Source organism: Parasphingorhabdus sp. (assembly GCF_036963705.1).
Taxonomy (GTDB): domain Bacteria; phylum Pseudomonadota; class Alphaproteobacteria; order Sphingomonadales; family Sphingomonadaceae; genus Parasphingorhabdus.
On record NZ_JBALUT010000016.1, the window covers coordinates 40,387 to 58,173 of the forward strand.

The 17,787-nt window shown below is 57.7% G+C and carries 16 protein-coding genes; 12 read left to right on the forward strand and 4 right to left on the reverse strand.

Annotated elements, in window-relative coordinates; translation table 11 throughout:
- Positions 1–138: 138 nt before the first annotated feature.
- Together gltX and V7680_RS05855 are read right to left on the reverse strand one after the other, a co-directional pair.
- On the reverse strand, positions 139–1,473 hold the full coding sequence (gene gltX, locus V7680_RS05850; RefSeq protein ID WP_335652354.1) for a glutamate--tRNA ligase: 1,335 nt from the start codon (positions 1,471–1,473) through the stop codon (positions 139–141).
- The gene (locus tag V7680_RS05855; RefSeq protein ID WP_335652355.1) at positions 1,470–3,125 is read right to left on the reverse strand and encodes an NAD+ synthase; all 1,656 of its coding nucleotides are present in this window, start codon (positions 3,123–3,125) and stop codon (positions 1,470–1,472) included. The genes gltX and V7680_RS05855 overlap by 4 nt, the downstream gene beginning before the upstream one ends.
- A 153-nt stretch (positions 3,126–3,278) precedes the next feature.
- Here V7680_RS05855 and V7680_RS05860 point away from each other — a divergent pair, with 153 nt between their 5' ends.
- The 9 genes from V7680_RS05860 (at position 3,279) to V7680_RS05900 (ending at position 12,813) form a co-directional block, all read left to right on the forward strand.
- On the forward strand, positions 3,279–4,214 hold the full coding sequence (locus V7680_RS05860) for a ribose-phosphate pyrophosphokinase (RefSeq protein ID WP_335652356.1): 936 nt from the start codon (positions 3,279–3,281) through the stop codon (positions 4,212–4,214).
- 34 nt (positions 4,215–4,248) lie between these two features.
- Positions 4,249–4,656 carry a hypothetical protein gene (locus V7680_RS05865; protein WP_335652357.1) on the forward strand — a complete coding sequence of 136 codons (408 nt, stop codon included), beginning with the start codon at positions 4,249–4,251 and terminating at the stop codon, positions 4,654–4,656.
- Positions 4,653–5,432: a histidinol-phosphatase gene (gene hisN / locus V7680_RS05870; protein ID WP_335652358.1), complete on the forward strand. Its 780-nt coding sequence runs from the start codon at positions 4,653–4,655 to the stop codon at positions 5,430–5,432. The genes V7680_RS05865 and hisN overlap by 4 nt, the downstream gene beginning before the upstream one ends.
- A 128-nt stretch (positions 5,433–5,560) precedes the next feature.
- Entirely contained in the window at positions 5,561–5,761 is a 201-nt protein-coding gene (gene rpmI, locus V7680_RS05875) for a 50S ribosomal protein L35 (RefSeq protein WP_335652359.1), read from the forward strand.
- A 42-nt stretch (positions 5,762–5,803) separates the two neighbouring features.
- The gene (gene rplT, locus V7680_RS05880) at positions 5,804–6,166 is read left to right on the forward strand and encodes a 50S ribosomal protein L20 (protein WP_335652360.1); all 363 of its coding nucleotides are present in this window, start codon (positions 5,804–5,806) and stop codon (positions 6,164–6,166) included.
- A gap of 111 nt (positions 6,167–6,277) precedes the next feature.
- The gene (gene pheS, locus V7680_RS05885) at positions 6,278–7,393 is read left to right on the forward strand and encodes a phenylalanine--tRNA ligase subunit alpha (RefSeq protein ID WP_335652361.1); all 1,116 of its coding nucleotides are present in this window, start codon (positions 6,278–6,280) and stop codon (positions 7,391–7,393) included.
- Positions 7,390–9,756, forward strand: a complete 2,367-nt coding sequence (gene pheT / locus V7680_RS05890; protein ID WP_335652362.1) for a phenylalanine--tRNA ligase subunit beta — start codon at positions 7,390–7,392, stop codon at positions 9,754–9,756. The genes pheS and pheT overlap by 4 nt, the downstream gene beginning before the upstream one ends.
- Before the next feature lie 175 nt (positions 9,757–9,931).
- Positions 9,932–11,494: a peptide chain release factor 3 gene (locus tag V7680_RS05895; RefSeq protein ID WP_335652363.1), complete on the forward strand. Its 1,563-nt coding sequence runs from the start codon at positions 9,932–9,934 to the stop codon at positions 11,492–11,494.
- 17 nt (positions 11,495–11,511) lie between these two features.
- Positions 11,512–12,813, forward strand: coding sequence for an MFS transporter (locus V7680_RS05900; protein ID WP_335652364.1), 1,302 nt, complete (start codon positions 11,512–11,514; stop codon positions 12,811–12,813).
- 5 nt (positions 12,814–12,818) lie between these two features.
- Here the strand turns inward: V7680_RS05900 and metW are convergent, their stop codons facing one another.
- Entirely contained in the window at positions 12,819–13,409 is a 591-nt protein-coding gene (gene metW, locus V7680_RS05905; protein ID WP_335652365.1) for a methionine biosynthesis protein MetW, read from the reverse strand.
- Positions 13,406–14,530, reverse strand: coding sequence for a homoserine O-acetyltransferase MetX (metX, locus tag V7680_RS05910; protein ID WP_335652366.1), 1,125 nt, complete (start codon positions 14,528–14,530; stop codon positions 13,406–13,408). Before metX ends, metW begins: the two co-directional genes overlap by 4 nt.
- Before the next feature lie 115 nt (positions 14,531–14,645).
- On the opposite strand from metX, the gene hisC reads away from it, so the two are divergent.
- The 3 genes from hisC to V7680_RS05925 all read left to right on the forward strand — a co-directional run.
- On the forward strand, positions 14,646–15,746 hold the full coding sequence (gene hisC / locus V7680_RS05915) for a histidinol-phosphate transaminase (RefSeq protein WP_335652367.1): 1,101 nt from the start codon (positions 14,646–14,648) through the stop codon (positions 15,744–15,746).
- Positions 15,746–16,654, forward strand: coding sequence for a prephenate/arogenate dehydrogenase family protein (locus V7680_RS05920; protein ID WP_335652368.1), 909 nt, complete (start codon positions 15,746–15,748; stop codon positions 16,652–16,654). The genes hisC and V7680_RS05920 overlap by 1 nt, the downstream gene beginning before the upstream one ends.
- Before the next feature lie 529 nt (positions 16,655–17,183).
- Positions 17,184–17,787 (forward strand): MFS transporter (locus V7680_RS05925; protein WP_335652369.1); only part of this gene is annotated, 604 nt, incomplete at its 3' end.

Here is a 17,787-nt window from a genome sequence, read left to right on the forward strand (position 1 = left end):
CAACCATCCTCGATAATGGCGAAGCGGCCGGTGCCTGTCTGACTATCTGGCCCCATCGTCAATTGTAATGATATACTATTACATATTTTATTTCAAGCATGACTGTTCTGAGCTAAAAAGCGGTTTTATTATAGATATTTAGTTGGCTGCAGCCAGCCTGGCCAACGCGGCCTCATGGCCGATCAAAGGCAGCAAGGTGTTCATATCCGGACCATGGTCGAGTCCGGTCAACGCCTGGCGCAAGGGCATGAACAAAGGTTTTCCCTTGCGCCCCGTTGCCTCCTTGAGTGCTCCGGTTAGGTCTTTCCAGAGGTCAGAAGATGCTTCCAACTCTTCCATTTTGCCACGGGCAATAGTCAGAAACTCCTGATCTTCTGCCGAAAATTCAGGAACGGAAATCGGTCCCGTTACGACCTGCCACCATTGGTCGACATCGCCCATATTGTGCAGGTTGGGACGGATCACCGCCCAAGCCTCGGCGCTCATTGCTTCGGGTAGACGGTCTTTAACATCCGCATAATCAAGCAGATGCACGATCTTCTGGTTGAGCTGAGCCAGTTCTTCGTCGTCAAACCGCGCCGGTGCGCGACCAAAGCGGGCAAAGTCGAAACTGGCGATTAACTGCTCGACATCCGCAATCGGCTCCACCGGATCGCTGGTCCCGATCCGCGCCAGCAAGGCGACAATCGCTTGCGGCTCGATATTCTTTTCGCGAAAGCTGCTGACACCAAGCGAACCCAATCGTTTGGAAAGCTTGCCCTCGGTACCAACCAGCAAAGCTTCATGCGCAAATTCAGGGGCTTGCGCGTCAAGGGCATGGAACATCTGGATCTGCACCGCAGTGTTCGCAACATGATCTTCACCGCGCACAACATGGGTGATTGCCATCTCGATATCGTCGATCGCCGAGGGCAGCATATAGAGCCAGCTGCCGTCTTCGCGGAGGATGACCGGGTCGGACAATAGAGCCGGATCGAAATTCTGGTCGCCCCTGATCAGGTCGGTCCAGGTGATCGGGGTTCCATGATCAAGCTTGAAACGCCAGTGCGGCTTGCGCCCTTCGGCTTCATAGGCAGCAACCTGCTCGTTGGTCAGGTCGAGTGCGGCGCGATCATAAATCGGCGGCTTGCCCCGGCCCAGCTGGATCTTGCGCTTCAGGTCGAGTTCCTGCGCAGTCTCATAAGCAGGATAGACCCGACCATCCGCCTTCAGCTTCGCCAGATGCTCTTCATAGCGGTCAAAGCGCGCCGACTGCCGTTGCTCTTCGTCGGCCGCCAGACCGAGCCAAGCCAGATCAGCCCGGATCGCGTCTACATATTCCTCCTTCGACCGCTCGGCATCGGTATCATCGAGACGCAGCAGAAATGTACCGCCCTCTTTCTTCGCGAACATCCAGTTGTGGAGCGCGGTGCGGATATTGCCGACATGAAGGTGGCCCGTGGGAGACGGAGCAAAGCGGGTTTTTATGGTCATACGGTCCTAAATGCGTTGGTTATCGGATAGCGCCGGTCGCGGCCGAAATTTCTGGTGCCGAGCTTGACGCCCGGCGGGGCCTGTCGGCGTTTATATTCGGCGATATAGAGCAGCCGCTCGATCCGCACCACCGTTTCCCGGTCGAAGCCGCGCGCGACCAGATCATTGACCGATAATTCTTCCTCGATCAGGCCGTGCAGCAGCGGATCGAGAATTTCGTAATCCGGCAGGCTGTCGCTGTCTTTCTGATCCTCCCGGAGCTCTGCGCTCGGCGGCTTTGTGATCACCGTCTCCGGCATCACTGGACCATCGGGGCCCAATCCCAGACTTGGCTTGTTGCGGTTACGCCATGCCGAAAGTTTGAAAACGGTCAGCTTATAGGCGTCTTTGAGTACCGAATAGCCGCCCGCCATATCGCCATAGATAGTGGCATAGCCGACGCTCATTTCGCTCTTGTTGCCAGTGGTCAGCAGCATATGGCCAAATTTATTGGAGAGCGCCATCAAGGTCACCCCGCGAATCCGCGACTGGATATTCTCTTCGGTGATATCGACATTACTGTCGGAAAAACTATCCTCCAGCATCGCGTCAAAACCTTCGATAGCCGGGCCAATCGGGATAGTATCCAATCGCGTGCCAAGCATCTCGGCACAGCCCTTGGCGTCGTCGAGGCTTTCCTGGGACGTGAAGCGCGATGGCATCATCACGTTCCAAACCCGGTCCGCACCCAATGCGTCGACCGCGACCGCAGCGGACAAGGCGCTGTCAATACCGCCGGAAAGTCCCAGCAGGACTCCGGGAAAACGGTTGCGGTTCACATAATCGCGCAATCCAACGATCATCGCATTGTAAATGTCGGCAGGATGATCATCGAGCTGATGAATCTCGCCCGGCGCGCAAGTCCACTTACCGTCTTCCAGCGACCAATGGGTGTCGACTATTGCCTCGTCCCAGTCGGGCAGCTGATGCATCACGCTGGTGTCACCGTTGAGCACGAAACTGGCGCCATCGAAGACAATTTCATCCTGTCCGCCAACCCGGTTCAGGAACAGCAGCGGAATACCGGTTTCCCTTACCCGCTGCGTCGCCACTTGGCCGAGGCGCTTGTCGTCTTTCTCAATTTCATAGGGGCTGCCGTGAACCGACACGAACAATTGCGTGCCCTGAGATTTCAAGTGATTACAAACGGTCGGAAACCAGACATCCTCGCAGATCGGCAAGCCGATCTTGCAGCCCTTGAATATAATCGGTTCCGGCATCGGACCGGACTCAAAGAGCCGCTTTTCGTCAAATGTACCGTAGTTTGGCAGCTCGACCTTGTAGCGGATATCCTGGATATGGCCATCCGCCAGCAGCGCTATGCCATTATAAAGCTTATCCTCTTCGCGAAACACCGATCCTACCAGCATTGCCGGTCCCGGCCCTGCGGTCGCGGCGGCCAGCCGGTTGAGTTCCGCCTCAGCGCGCTCCCACAAAGCCGGCTTTAACACCAGATCTTCGGGCGGATAGCCGATCAGCTGCAGTTCGGGGAAAACGATCAAATCGCTATCCGGCCGTGCTCCGTGCGCCGCGATCATTGCGTCGGCATTGCCGCGTAAATCGCCTACGCTCTGCGTCAATTGCGCCATGGTGATGATAAGCTTTTCGGTCATCGCGCCCTGATAGAAAGGGCCACAGTGCTGGGCAATCGAAATAAACGCAAATACGGACTTTTGATTTCATGGCCACCTGTCTAACAGGGTGGCAAAATTAACATGGGGTTCCGTTGGAGATTCTTGCGGGCCGCTGGATCGGGGAACGCAACTATGAAACTCATGTCGGGCAATAGTAATCTGCCACTCGCTACCGAAATTGCCGCATATCTGGATATCCCGCTCACCGATGCGAGCGTCAAGCGCTTTGCCGATGACGAGATTTTCATTGAGATCCACGAAAATGTCCGCGGCGAGGATGTCTTTGTCGTCCAGTCAACCAGCCATCCGGCCAATGACAATCTGATGGAACTGCTGATCAGCATCGACGCCCTGCGCCGGGCTTCGGCCAAGCGGATCACTGCGGTCATTCCTTATTTCGGCTATGCACGGCAGGATCGGAAGCCGGGACCGCGCACCCCGATTTCGGCCAAGCTAGTAGCAAACCTGATTACCGAAGCGGGTGCCGACCGAGTACTGACAGTTGATCTTCACGCCGGACAGATTCAGGGCTTTTTCGATATCCCGACCGACAATCTCTACGGCGCACCGGTTATCAGTGAAGATATCATCAAGCGTCATAGCGACAAGGACATCATGGTCGTATCCCCCGATGTCGGCGGCGTGGTTCGCGCCCGGGCATTGGCAAAGCGGCTCGACAACGCGCCACTCGCGATCGTCGACAAGCGCCGCGAGCAGGCGGGCGTTTCCGAGGTCATGAACATCATCGGCGATGTCAAAGGCCGGTTCTGCATCATGATCGACGATATTGCCGACAGCGCCGGAACTTTGTGTAATGCGGCGGATGCATTGATAGAAGCCGGTGCAACCGACGTCGTTTCCTACATCACCCACGGCGTATTATCCGGCAAGGCGGTCGAACGGGTCAACGCCTCCCGGCTCCGCAAGCTGATCATCACCGACACCATCCGTGCGCCGCAATCGGCACTCGATTCCAACAAGATTCGAGTCCTTCCGATCGCACCGCTACTCGGCGAAGCGATCAAGCGGATCGCGGATGAAAGCTCGGTCAGCAGCTTGTGGGATTAATCCCGACCGGAATTTCTCATATCGGGAGACGATAATGCCCAGTTTCGAACTGCTGCTAAAATATCGCGTTCACATCGCGATATTGGCGATTTTCATCTCTTTATTCGCCTGGTTTACCGAATGGGCGGACTGGGTCTATGTCTGCCCTTATTGTCGGGCCCAAAGAACCGTCATCGGACTGCTAGGCCTGCTCCTGCTCGCCAATACCCAGCACTGGCTGAACCGATGGATAGCTTCAACGCTAGCCGCATTGGGCCTGATCGTTGCAGGGATGCAGCATTTCAATGGCTGGAAAAAGATCATGTCCGGCGAGTTTAGCTGGGGCGACTATTGGTGGGCCAATGCCTGGGCTCTCTCCGGTTGCGCCATGTTCATCATCACCGGCCTGATCCTTTATCTATGGGCCTGGCGACCAAGCCAAGCGGAGGCCGACGACCAATGACACCTAAAGACATCGATCTCGCGCAAAAACTGGCTGAAGCCGCCGGCGAAGCTATTCGTCCGTTCTTCCGCGCCAAATTTGATCAGGAAACCAAGGATGATTCATCCCCGGTAACCGAAGCGGATCGCGCAGCGGAAGCGGCGATGCGGGCGATTATCGAGGCCGAGCGGCCGGATGACGGAATCATCGGCGAGGAATATGGCACCCGCAACGAAGGAGCGTCGCGCCAATGGGTGCTGGACCCGATCGACGGCACCACCAGCTTTATCGCCGGCCGGCCGATATTCGGAACGTTGATCGCACTAATGCAGGAAGGGTTTCCCTTGATCGGGATCATCGACCAGCCGATTTCAAACGAACGCTGGGTCGGCGTTATCGGTCGCCCGACAATATTCAACGGCCAGCCGGCAAAATCCGCGCGCTGCCGGGAACTCAAGGACGCCGTCCTCGCGACCACCACGCCACACCAGTTTGACGAGCATGATGCCGAGCATTTCATGGGACTGGCCAGCAAGGTCGCGCCGCGTAAGATCATCTATGGTGGCGATTGCTATAATTACGGCCTAGTCGCTAGCGGCCATGTCGATGTGGTCTGCGAAGCAGGACTGAAACTCCACGATTTCGCTGCCCTCGCCCCGATTGTCGACGGCGCCGGCGGGATGATGTGCGACTGGAACGGCGAACCGCTTCACGCGGAATCAGACGGCCATGTGCTGGCTATCGGCGATCACGCTCGGGTCGATGATATACTGGAGGCGATTGCCTGTCATCATTGACGCTTTTCCATCGCATTAAAACTTGCTTTCCTGCCGAATCCCGCTAAAGACCCCGTTCCTATGTGATGCTCTGGCCAGTGTTGGGCTGCCACAAGTATCCGTAACGGTAACTTCTAGAGGAGACCAAAATGCCCAAGTTGAAGACCAAAAGTGGTGTGAAGAAACGCTTCAAAATCACCGCAACCGGCAAAGTAACGCACGGCGTAGCCGGCAAACGTCACCGTTTGATGAGCCATAACAGCAAATATATCCGTCAAAACCGCGGCACCAAAAAATGTTGCGACGCTGATGCAAAAACAATCAAGAAATGGGCGCCATACGGACTTTAACAGGTCGCGCTTCATATTTCACAGATTTACAGGATATAGATTATGGCACGTGTCAAACGGGGTACGACCACTCGTACAAAACATAAAAGATTATTGGTTCAGGCGAAGGGCTATTACGGCCGTCGCAAAAATACCATTCGCATCGCACGACAGGCTGTCGAAAAAGCTGGTCAATATGCGTATCGCGACCGCAAGGTCAAGAAACGGTCATTCCGCGCATTGTGGATCCAGCGTATCAACGCTGCGGTTCGTGCAGAAGGCATGACCTATGGCGTATTTATCCACGGCACCAAGCTCGCCGGGATTGAACTCGACCGTAAAGTAATGGCCGACCTGGCGATGAATGAACCTGCTATGTTTAGCGGCATCATCAAACAGGCGCAGGATGCTCTAGCGAAAGCTTAAGCATTTTCAGAAATTCAAAGAAGCGCCGGAGAGCAATCTCGCGGCGCTTTTTTATTGGGTTTTCTGCCGCAGCCTGCTTTAGACGGTCGACAGGGAAAATAGGGTAAAGTCATGAGTGCCAGTGAAGAAATTGCAGAGAAATATCTCGGACAGATAGCAGCGGCTGGTGATGGCGACGCTCTCGAAGCCATTCGCGTCGCGGCCCTGGGCAAGAAGGGCGAAATTTCGCTATTGCTCAAGACGCTTGGCAAAATGACCCCCGAAGAGCGGCAGACCGAGGGCCCGAAAATCAACGGCGCGCGGCAAGCCGTGGCCGATGCGATCGCGGCACGGAAAGACGCGATGGACGGCGAAGCGCTGAACGCCCGCCTCGCTACCGAAAAACTCGATATGACCCTGCCGCCGCCTAGCGCGCCAAAGGGCAGCATTCATCCGGTCAGCCAGGTGATGGACGAACTGGCAGAGATATTCGCCGATCTCGGCTTCTCGGTCGCTACCGGTCCGGAAATCGAGGACGACTGGCATAATTTCACCGCGCTCAACATTCCCGAGACCCATCCAGCTCGCGCGATGCACGACACATTCTACTTTCCACAAACCGACGAAGGCGGGATGGCCAAATTGCTGCGCACCCATACGTCACCGGTGCAGATCCGCACGATGATGGATGTCGCCAAGCAAACCGACGGTGCCGGTGAACCGATCTATCTTATCGCACCCGGCCGCACCTATCGCAGCGACAGCGATGCGACCCATACGCCGATGTTCCATCAGGTCGAAGGCCTGGTGATCGACAAGGGCATCCACATGGGCCATCTCAAATGGACGCTGGAAACCTTTCTTAGTGCCTATTTCGAGCGCGACGATATCGAACTGCGCCTTCGTCCCAGCTATTTCCCGTTCACCGAGCCATCGGCCGAGGTGGACCTGGGCTTCTCGGTTGAAAGCGGTCGTCGAATCATCGGCGGTGATCCTCGAGGCGAAAATGGCGGCTGGATGGAATTGCTGGGCTCGGGCATGGTCCACCCCAATGTCATCCGGAATTGCGGGCTGGATCCGGACGTCTGGCAGGGCTTTGCCTTTGGCTGTGGTATCGACCGACTGGCAATGCTGAAATATGGCATGGATGACCTTCGCGCTTTCTTCGATGGTGATTTGCGCTGGGCCGATCATTACGGTTTTGACGCACTCGACGTCCCCACATTGAGCGGAGGAGTCGGCGCATGAAATTTTCCTTAAGCTGGCTCAAGTCCCATCTCGATACCGAGGCAAGTCTTACCGAGATCACCGACAAACTGACCGATATCGGGCTGGAAGTCGAGGGCGTTGAAAATCCCGCCGATGCTCTGCGTCCGTTCCGCGTCGCCAAGGTTATCGAAGCAGGACCGCATCCCAATGCTGACAAGCTGCAATTGCTAAAGGTTGACGATGGCTCCGCTGAACCATGGCAAGTCGTCTGCGGCGCGCCCAATGCGCGCAAGGATATGGTCGGTGTCTTCGGCCCACCCGGCACATACATCCCTGGGAGTGATTTTACGCTGAAACCTACCAAAATCCGGGATGTCGAGAGTTTCGGCATGATGTGCAGCGCACGCGAGCTTGAACTGGGCGAAGATCATGACGGTATCATCGAATTGCCGTCCGATGCGCCGGTTGGCACGAGCTACGCCGATTATGCACAACTCGATGATCCGATCCTCGACGTCGCGATTACGCCAAACCGTCAGGATTGCATGGGTGTCCGCGGCATCGCGCGCGATCTCGCGGCCGCTGGCATGGGCACGCTCAAGCCGCGGGATATCTCATCCATCGCCCGGAGCGGTGCCGGTCCTGATATCGCTATCGACGATCCCGAAGGCTGTCCCGCCTTTTACGGTTGCACCGTCAGCGGCGTGACCAATGGCGCCTCACCGGACTGGATGCAGGCCCGGCTGAAATCCGCTGGCCAGAAGCCGATTTCGGCGCTGGTCGACATCACCAACTATGTCACCCTAGATCAGGGGCGCCCACTGCACGTCTATGACGTGGCCAAGCTGAACGGCGGACTGGTTGCGCGCAAGGCGCACCAGGGCGAGAAACTGGTCGCGCTTAACGACAAGGAATATACGCTCGACGAGACCATGACTGTGATCGCCGATCAAGCAGGCGCACATGGTATCGGAGGCATCATGGGTGGCGCGGCTAATGGCACGGACGCAAACACCACCGATGTGCTGATCGAATGCGCCTATTTCGACCCGGCCCATATCGCCCGTACCGGCCAGAAGCTAATGCTGACCAGCGATGCGCGGCAAAGGTTCGAGCGGGGCGTTGATCCGGCTTTTCTGGAAGAAGGCGTAGAGATAGCGACTGCCCTCGTGCAGGCGCTTTGCGGCGGAGATGCCAGCGAGATCACCAGTGTCGGCGAAGCACCGACAGAGCAGCGCGTGATCGATTATCACCCACGCCAATGCGCCGCCTTGGGCGGGCTGGATGTCGATCCGGATCGACAGCACGGTATTTTGGAAGCGCTGGGTTTTGTTATCGGTGACGATTGGCAAATCACCGTGCCGACATGGCGCCGTGACGTCGCCGGCTGGCAGGATCTGGTCGAGGAAGTCATCCGTATGGAGGGACTGGACAAGGTTCCATCGACACCGCTTCCCCGCAAGCCGGGTGTAGCCAAGCCCACCGCCTCTCCGGAACAGCTGGCCGAGCGCAAGGCACGGCGGGCAGCGGCAGCGCGCGGTCTCAACGAAGTCGTCAACTGGTCCTTTATTTCCGAGAAAGAAGCCGCACCATTTGGCGGCGGAACATGGAGCCTCGCCAACCCGATCAGCGAAGACATGAAGGTCATGCGGCCTTCGATGCTCCCCGGTCTGATCGCAGCGGCCCAGCGCAACGCGGCGCGCGGCGCATCGTCTATCCGTCTGTTCGAAGTCGGACGCCGCTATCTGGAAAGCAGCGAACATCCGACTATCGGTCTGCTGCTGGCTGGTGAAAACCACGCCCGCAGCTGGCAGGCTGGTGCCGCAACCAGATTCGATGCCTATGACGCCAAGGCGGAAGTGCTCGCGATATTGGATGCCGCTGGCGCACCGACCGACAAGCTGATGGATTTCGCCGAAGCGGGTGATCATTATCATCCCGGTCAATCAGGCACCTTGCGACTGGGGCCGAAGAAGATATTGGCGGCTTACGGTGTCCTTCACCCATCGACGACCAAGGCGATGGGATTCAAAGGCGCGGCCGTTGCTGCCGAGATATTCCTCGATGCGATACCGCTGAAGAAGAAATCCGGCCATATGCGCGATGCTTTTGCCCCGCCTGCGCTACAAGCGGTGACCCGCGATTTTGCCTTCATCGTCGATGCGGATCTGCCAGCGGGCGATCTGGTGCGTGCGGTCAAGGGCGCGGACAAGAAGCTGATTACCGATGCGCGGATTTTCGATCTGTTTGAGGGACCGAGTGTGGGCGAGGGCAAGAAATCGCTAGCGGTGGAAGTGACGTTGCAACCGATTGACGCAACCTTGACCGAAGAGGATCTGAAGGCATTGTCGGACAAAGTGGTGGTAAACGCTGCGAAATTGGGCGCGGAATTGAGGGGCTAGTTTTATCAACCATCTGCAGCGATAGCTGCACCGGTCTTTTGGGTATCACGCGAAGGCGCGAAGGCGCGAAGATACAAAGAGATCCGGATAACCGTTAAATCTTGGCGCCTTCGCGGCTTCGCGTGATAAATTTTTAAGATGGCTCCGCTAACGCGGAAACGAGAAACAGAAACTGATGACCAAACCACGCCGTACATTCGCGATCATCTCTCACCCCGATGCGGGTAAGACGACGCTGACCGAGAAGCTGCTGCTGAAGGGCGGCGCTATCCATCTGGCGGGCGAGGTCAAGGCGCGGGGCGACAACCGGCGGGCGCGGTCGGACTGGATGAAGATCGAGCAGCAACGCGGGATTTCGGTGACCTCCAGCGTCATGACCTTCGAGCGCAACGGCATTGTCTTCAATCTGCTCGACACGCCGGGCCATGAGGATTTTTCCGAGGATACCTATCGCACGCTGACCGCCGTCGACAGCGCGATCATGGTGATCGATGCGGCATCCGGTATCGAGGCGCAGACGCTGAAACTGTTCGAGGTCTGCCGGATGCGCAACGTGCCGATCATCACCTTCATCAACAAGGTCGACCGCGAAGGCCGCGATCCGTTCGAGTTGCTCGACGAGGTTGCCGACAAATTGGCACTCGACGTCTGCCCAATGAGCTGGCCCGCCGGCATGGGCGGACAGTTTGAGGGCGTCTATGATCTGATCAACAACCAGCTCCACCAGCCGACCGGCGACAGCAAACAATATGACGGCGTGACCCAGCAATTTTCCGGTCTCGATGACCCTAAGCTGGCCGAAGTCCTTAGCGAAAGCGCGCTCGAACGATTAACCAGCGAAGGCGAACTGGCGCAAGGCGGCTATAGCGGCTTCGATCTCGAAGCTTATCAGAACGGCGATCTGACCCCGGTCTTTTTCGGCTCTGCGCTCAAACAGTTCGGCGTTGAAGAGCTGATCGAGGCGATTGCCGATTATGCGCCATCGCCCCGCCCGCAACCCGCTGACCCGGCACCGATTGATCCGGCAAGCAGCGATGTCACCGGTTTCATTTTCAAGATTCAAGCCAATATGGACCCGCAGCACCGCGACCGAATCGCCTTCATGCGGCTGTGCTCGGGCGAGTTCAAACGTGGTATGAAGCTGACACCCTCGGGTCTTGGCAAGCCGATTGCCATCCACTCGCCAATTCTGTTTTTCGCGCAGGACAGGGAAATTGCTGACACCGCCGAGCCGGGCGATATTATCGGTATCCCCAATCACGGCACATTGCGGGTCGGCGATACTTTGTCGGAGAAGAACCAGGTCCGGATCACGGGCCTGCCCAATTTTGCGCCCGAAATCCTCCGCCGCGTCATCCTGCGCGATCCGACCAAGACCAAGCAGCTGCGCAAGGCGCTGGATGATCTCAGCGAAGAAGGCGTGGTGCAGGTTTTCTATCCCGAAATCGGTGCCAACTGGATCATCGGTGTGGTCGGGCAGTTGCAGCTCGAGGTTCTCGTGTCCCGGCTGGAAGCAGAATATAAGGTCGACGCCTATTTGGAGCAAGCGCCGTTCGAAACTGCTCGCTGGATCAGCGGCGAAGAAGCGACTGTCGACGCCTTTGCCAATATAAACCAGAGCGCGCTAGCCAAGGACCGCGATAATAATCTGGTGTTTCTGGCAAGAAGCGCATGGGATGTCGGCTATCAGGAAGAGCGCAATCCTGACCTAAAGTTCAGCACGACGCGAGAGCGTTAATCCGGTAAAGCCTGGTCATGTCCAGTCGATCAACGACCGAAAAAGCGTTCCAGTCGATCATCATCGATGACGAAGGTCGCGCCTGCGCAGACATTCCGGAAAGCGCCTGCAAACAGGAACCGGGCAATTTTTTCACTCATGTCGGATCGCTAGCCCTCACCAAGATTGCCGACGGGCTGATTGACCCGAAACTGGTGCTGAGTTGGCTGATGACCTCCCTCGGAGCACCAATTGCCCTCGTAGGCCTGCTCGTCCCGGTGAGGGAGGCTGGCGCTCTATTGCCACAACTTCTGACGGCCGGCTTTTTGCGGCGGCTGCCACGTCGCAAATGGGCCTGGGTCGGCGGGTCGTTGGTACAGGGTCTCGCGGCCGCTGCTATCGGATTTGTTGCCATCACTATGACCGGTATTGCCGCAGGCTGGACGATTGTTATCGCGCTGGCGATATTGGCTCTGGCGCGGAGCGTGTGCTCGGTGTGCTACAAAGATGTGCTCGGCAAAACTATTGCCAAGTCCCGACGCGGCACAGCAACCGGGCTGGCGGGTTCAATCGCCTCGGTTGGCGTCATCATCTTCGCACTCTCGTTATCCTTCAACCTGATCGACCGAATGATGCTGGTCACCGGCGGCCTGTTTTTGGCCGGCGCGGCGTGGATATTGAGCGCGCTATTGTTCGCAACTTTACACGAAGAAGCTGGTGCCACCGAAGGCGGAAAGTCTGCGTTTAAGGAGGCGCTGAAAAACTTCGCTTATCTGAAGGATGATCCCCAGCTTACCCGCTTTATCGCGACGCGGGGATTGTTGACGGCAACCGCGCTGGCCCCGCCGTTCATGATCGCCGTGGGCAGCGAGGCTGGACAAGGCTATGACAAGCTCGGATTCCTGGTGCTCGCGTCCGCTCTCGCCAGCCTGTGCAGCAGCTTTGTCTGGGGCCGCCTGTCCGACCGCTCCAGCCGCAAGGTATTGATTTTTTCGGCGATGGTTGGCGCTGTCATTTTGGCGATAACAAGCTGGCTTGCGCTCGCAGGGACACTGGGCGGCGGTATCATATTGCCGGTCCTGTTGTTCGGATTGATGATCGCCTATCAGGGCGTGCGCCTCGGGCGATCAACCCATCTCGTCGATATGGCGAGCAAGAACACCCGCGCCGCCTATACCGCGCTTTCCAATACGATCATTGGCTTGCTGTTGCTTGCCGGCGGGGTCTTCAGTCTGGTTGCCAACTGGTTTGGCGGGGAGATTGTGCTGGCGATCATGGCGGGGATGAGCGGGCTGGCTATATTGGTTGCTTGGGGATTGGAAGAGGTTCAGCGAGAATAACGAACTCACCCCCTCAACAAAAACACCGCATGTTCCGCCAGCAGGTTTGCCAGGCCGCGCCCGGTCTGCTTGTCGCCGCTGAGGAACCACTGGCCTTCCTGCGCATATTTGCCGTCCTGCACCAGAGCCCGGAAATCGTCGATGGTGACATGGTGGATATTGGGCGTGTCATACCAGCTTTGCGGGATCAGACGAGTGACCGGCATGCGGCCGCCGAACATCAGCGAGCTGCGCACCCGCCAATGGGCGAAATTGGGAAAACTGACAAAGGCTTGCTGGCCGATCCGCAGCAACTGGTCGAGCATGACATCGGGCCGGTGAGTGGTCTGCAGCGTCTGGCTGAGTATCGCATAGTCGAAGCTGCCGTCGGGGTAAGCGGCAAGATCGGTGTCGGCATCGCCCTGCACCACCGATAGCCCCTTGGCGACCGCGCTGGCGACATTGGTCGGTTCGATCTCCAGCCCGCGGGCATCGCAACCTTTTTCATCGCGCAGCGCCGCCATCAGCGCACCGTCACCGCAGCCGATATCGAGCACCCGGCTGCCGGGAGCGATATTGTCGGCGATAATCTGTAAATCGGGGCGGAGTTTGTTCATTTCCCCTCCCCCGCCTTCAGGAAGCCATCAACGATCCGGTTCATTTCGGGGTTTTTGAGCAGGAAGCTGTCATGACCGAACGGACTAGACAATTCCATGAAACTGACCTCAGCGCCCGCCGCGTTGAGTGCGTGGACCATCGTCCGGCTTTCGCTGGTCGGATAGAGCCAGTCGCTGTCGAAACTGATCAAGCAGAAGCGCGTTTTTGATCCCTTGAACGCGTTGGCCAGGACCCCGCCATGGGCTTCGGCGAGATCGAAATAGTCCATCGCCCGGGTGATGTAGAGATAGCTGTTGGCGTCGAAGCGGTCGACAAAGCTGATTCCCTGATGGCGGAGATAGCTTTCAACCTGGAAATCTGCGTCAAAGCCGAAGGTCTTGGCCTCCCGGTCCTGCAACCGCCGGCCAAATTTCTCGGTCAGGCCTTCTTCCGACAAATAGGTGATATGCGCCGCCATCCGCGCCACCGCGAGACCGCTGCTTGGCGGATCATCGTCGGCATAATAGGCCCCGCCGCGCCAGCGCGGATCGGCCATGATCGCCTGTCGTCCGACTTCGTGAAAGGCGATATTCTGAGCGCTATGCCGTGCTGCCGAGGCAATGATAACCGCCGACTTTACCCGTTCCGGATAGAGCGCGGCCCAGCTTATTGACTGCATCCCCCCCATCGAACCGCCAACAACCGCATGCAGCCGCTCGATCCCGAGATGGTCGAGCAGCATCGCCTGCGCCCGCACCATGTCGGCGATGGTCAGCACCGGAAAATCCATCCCCCAGGGCTCATCGGTAGCAGGATTGATCGTCGCGGGACCAGAGCTGCCGAGACAGCTGCCGATCACATTGGCGCAGATGACAAAATGGCGATCGGTATCGATCGGCTTGCCAGGTCCGACCATCCTTACCCACCAGCCGTCCTTGCCGGTCAGCGGGTGTTTCGAGGCGACATATTGATCGCCGGTCAGCGCATGACAGATCAGGATCGCGTTGCTGGCGTCCGCATTGAGATTGCCGTAGGTTTCATAGGCATATTCGACCGGCGCAAGGCTTGTCCCGCTGTCCAGCGGCAGCGGCCCCAGCAAGCGGACCTGCCTGTTCAATCCATAACGCGTATCTTCACTCATGATCAGAGGAGCTAAGCGGCGAAATCCCGACCGTCAAATGATAATGCTGTTGACTGACAGGCCGCAAAGGTTAGTCCGGCGACAGAGATTATCTCCAGACAGGTAGGCCAAGGCAATGAGTGCACCAAAACCAAAAGACTGGATCATGGGAATTGCGCCCTATGTGCCGGGCAAATCGAGCGGCGATGACGGCAAGAAGCTGGTCAAGCTTTCGGCCAACGAGAACCCGCTGGGATGCAGTCCGGAAGCGACCGAAGCATTAAACGCCGCCTCCGCGTCCGTAGACCGCTATCCCGACCCCGGCTCGACCAAATTGCGCGAAGCGATTGCCGCCAAATATCATCTCGATCCTGCGCGGATCATTTGCGGTACCGGTTCCGACGACGTGCTCCACCTTGCCGCCAATGCATTCAGCGGGCCAGGCGACGAGATCATCTACGTCCGCTATGGCTTTGCGGTCTATGATATTGCCGCCCGGCGCTACGGCGGCACCCCGGTCATTGCCGATGACAAGGATTATGGCACCGACGTCGATGCGATACTTGCCAAGGTCAACGACCAGACGCGGGTGGTATTCATCGCCAACCCCAATAATCCTACCGGCACGTTCTCCAGTCGCGAGGAGATCGCGCGTCTGCAGGCAGAACTTCCCGGCCATGTCCTGCTGGTGCTCGACGGCGCTTATGCCGAATATCTCGTAGCAGACGAAGACGATGGCGCCCTCGGTCTGGCCGAGACCAAGGGCAATGTCCTAGTCACCCGCACATTCTCCAAGATCCACGGCCTCGCGGCCGAACGGATCGGCTGGGGCTATGCATCGACCGAGATTATCGATGCGATGAACCGGATCCGACTACCGTTCAACGTCACCACCGCCGGTCAGCATGCCGCCCTCGCCGCTCTGGCCGCCAATGATTTTGTTGCATCGAGCCGCAAGCATAATGCGAAATGGCGCCAGTGGCTGAGCGAAGAGTGCAGCGCGCTTGATAATCACGGCCTCAGAGTCATCCCCAGCCACACCAATTTCCTGCTCGTCCTGTTCGAAGGCAAGGTCACGGCCGAACAGGCCAATGCTGCCCTTCTGGACAAGGGCTATGCCGTGCGCTGGTTGCCCGGTCAGGGGCTGGTCAACGGCCTGCGGATGACCATCGGTACCGAACTCGAAACCCGTGGTCTCGCGAAAGCCCTGCGCGAAATATTGGCCGACGCCGGCTGATGCTGCCCTTTGCCAATATCACGATCATCGGTCTCGGACTGATCGGCTCTTCTATCGCCCATGCGGTCCGGGAATCCATGCCATCGGCGCGCATCACCGGCTTTGACAGCGATCCGGCCGTACGGGCGCGGGTTATCAAGCTCGGCTTTTGCGACGATGTCAGCGACAGCGCCGGTGCGGCTGTCACCGATGCCGGCCTTGTCATGCTCTGTGTCCCGGTCGGAGTGATCGCAGAGGTTGCCTCCGAAATCGCGGCCGACCTGCCGAATGACGCGATCATCAGCGACGTCGGCTCCTCCAAGGAAAATGTTCTGGCCGCGCTCACCAAGGCGCTTCCCGGTGCAAGGATCATCCCGGCCCATCCCGTCGCCGGCACCGAGCATAGCGGCCCGGACGCCGGATTTGCGACCCTGTTCCACGAACGCTGGTGCATATTGACCCCGCCCGATGATGCTGCGGAAGGAGATATCGAGCAAGTCAAAGCCTTCTGGGAGAAGCTAGGCGCCAATGTCGAGATCATGGACGCCAAACATCATGATCTGGTCCTCGCCGTCACCAGCCACCTGCCCCACCTTATCGCCTATACCATCGTCGGCACTGCGTCCGACCTCGAAGACGTAACCCGCAGCGAAGTGATCAAATATTCCGCTGGCGGTTTTCGCGACTTCACCCGGATCGCTGCGTCCGACCCGACGATGTGGCGCGATGTCTTCCTGTCCAACAAGGAAGCGGTGCTGGAAATGCTCCAGCGCTTTTCCGAGGACCTGACTGCTCTGCAACGCGCCATCCGCTGGGACAAGGGCGACGAACTGTTCGACCTGTTCTCCAAGACCCGCGCGATCCGCCGCAGGATCATCGAAGAAGGCCAGGACGACGCCGCACCCGATTTCGGCCGCACCCACGATTAAAGGCCGCTTGGCACGCTCATGGCAGCGGAGCGATCGAACGCGCACGAAGGCGCAAAGTGGTCGCGGTGATGTTTCCATCCTGCGCGCCAGCCTGATCATGGCTGCAGTCTACCAAGCTTTACAGCAAAGGCCGGTTTTGTTTTATGTAATCTTTGCCCCGAAGCCCCGGATTTCTGGTCTTTACCGGTCATAAAGCGGCGTCGAGTGTAATCTTTCAAACTGCTCCTCGCACCAGACTGCCGGCAACTTGCGGACGGTGATAAACGCGGCTTTCCCATTCAAATTGTCAAAGAGCCTGTCCAGCATCTGTTGCAGGATCAATAGCGATAATATGCGAACGAGCCGGGTGTAGGACAGCGCTTTGTGGATGAGGATGTCAGGGCAATTGCACCTGTGGCCAACACCCTTCCCAATCGTCAAACCTTCATAACCAAATTTTACAATGGCATATACAATGCCGAAAAATTCGGTACCATGCGAGAATACCCAGCGGTAACAATCAGTTGGGAAACGCTATGGGAGTCTGAATTTGGCCGAAACTACAGCGAATAATGTCGCGCTTTCCAGTGATGGTGGAAGCCCGGAAACGGGGTATGGCACTAAGAATTACCGCAATTATATTCTCGGAATATTGCTCACCGTCTATATTTTCAATTTCATCGATCGCACGATCATCAACATATTGACCGAGCCGATTAAGGAAAGCTTCGGGGTTGAAGATTGGCAGATGGGGCTGCTCGGCGGCCCGGCTTTCGCGATTCTCTATACATTTGTCGGCATCCCGATCGCTCGTTTTTCCGAGAAGAACCACAGGGTCTGGATCATCGCCGGATCGGTGGCCTTATGGAGCCTGATGACGGTCTTATGCGGCTTTGCGACCAGCTTTATCGCGCTGTTCATATTCCGCATCGGCGTCAGCATCGGCGAAGCGGGCTGTTCTCCTCCCGCCAATTCGATCATCGCCGACTATTTTATTCCCAAGGAACGCTCGACCGCCGTTTCGGTCTACGCGCTGGGCATCCCGCTCGGCGGCATGGTCGCTTATGTTTTTGGCGGTTTCATTGTCGGCAGCCTAGATGGCCCGACGGTCGAAGCGATGCTCAACAGCTGGAACTGGACCTGGGCAGCCAATG

Excerpts from the sequence above, each read along its gene's own strand:
- rpmI (WP_335652359.1), top strand. The coding sequence starts at position 5,561 with ATGCCCAAGTTGAAGACCAAAAGTGGTGTGAAGAAACGCTTCAAAATC.
- metW (WP_335652365.1), bottom strand. The coding sequence starts at position 13,409 with ATGAACAAACTCCGCCCCGATTTACAGATTATCGCCGACAATATCGCT.
- V7680_RS05895 (WP_335652363.1), top strand. The coding sequence starts at position 9,932 with ATGACCAAACCACGCCGTACATTCGCGATCATCTCTCACCCCGATGCG.
- pheT (WP_335652362.1), top strand. The coding sequence starts at position 7,390 with ATGAAATTTTCCTTAAGCTGGCTCAAGTCCCATCTCGATACCGAGGCA.
- V7680_RS05920 (WP_335652368.1), top strand. The coding sequence starts at position 15,746 with ATGCTGCCCTTTGCCAATATCACGATCATCGGTCTCGGACTGATCGGC.
- pheS (WP_335652361.1), top strand. The coding sequence starts at position 6,278 with ATGAGTGCCAGTGAAGAAATTGCAGAGAAATATCTCGGACAGATAGCA.
- V7680_RS05855 (WP_335652355.1), bottom strand. The coding sequence starts at position 3,125 with ATGACCGAAAAGCTTATCATCACCATGGCGCAATTGACGCAGAGCGTA.
- V7680_RS05900 (WP_335652364.1), top strand. The coding sequence starts at position 11,512 with ATGTCCAGTCGATCAACGACCGAAAAAGCGTTCCAGTCGATCATCATC.
- metX (WP_335652366.1), bottom strand. The coding sequence starts at position 14,530 with ATGAGTGAAGATACGCGTTATGGATTGAACAGGCAGGTCCGCTTGCTG.
- hisC (WP_335652367.1), top strand. The coding sequence starts at position 14,646 with ATGAGTGCACCAAAACCAAAAGACTGGATCATGGGAATTGCGCCCTAT.
- rplT (WP_335652360.1), top strand. The coding sequence starts at position 5,804 with ATGGCACGTGTCAAACGGGGTACGACCACTCGTACAAAACATAAAAGA.
- V7680_RS05860 (WP_335652356.1), top strand. The coding sequence starts at position 3,279 with ATGAAACTCATGTCGGGCAATAGTAATCTGCCACTCGCTACCGAAATT.
- gltX (WP_335652354.1), bottom strand. The coding sequence starts at position 1,473 with ATGACCATAAAAACCCGCTTTGCTCCGTCTCCCACGGGCCACCTTCAT.
- hisN (WP_335652358.1), top strand. The coding sequence starts at position 4,653 with ATGACACCTAAAGACATCGATCTCGCGCAAAAACTGGCTGAAGCCGCC.
- V7680_RS05865 (WP_335652357.1), top strand. The coding sequence starts at position 4,249 with ATGCCCAGTTTCGAACTGCTGCTAAAATATCGCGTTCACATCGCGATA.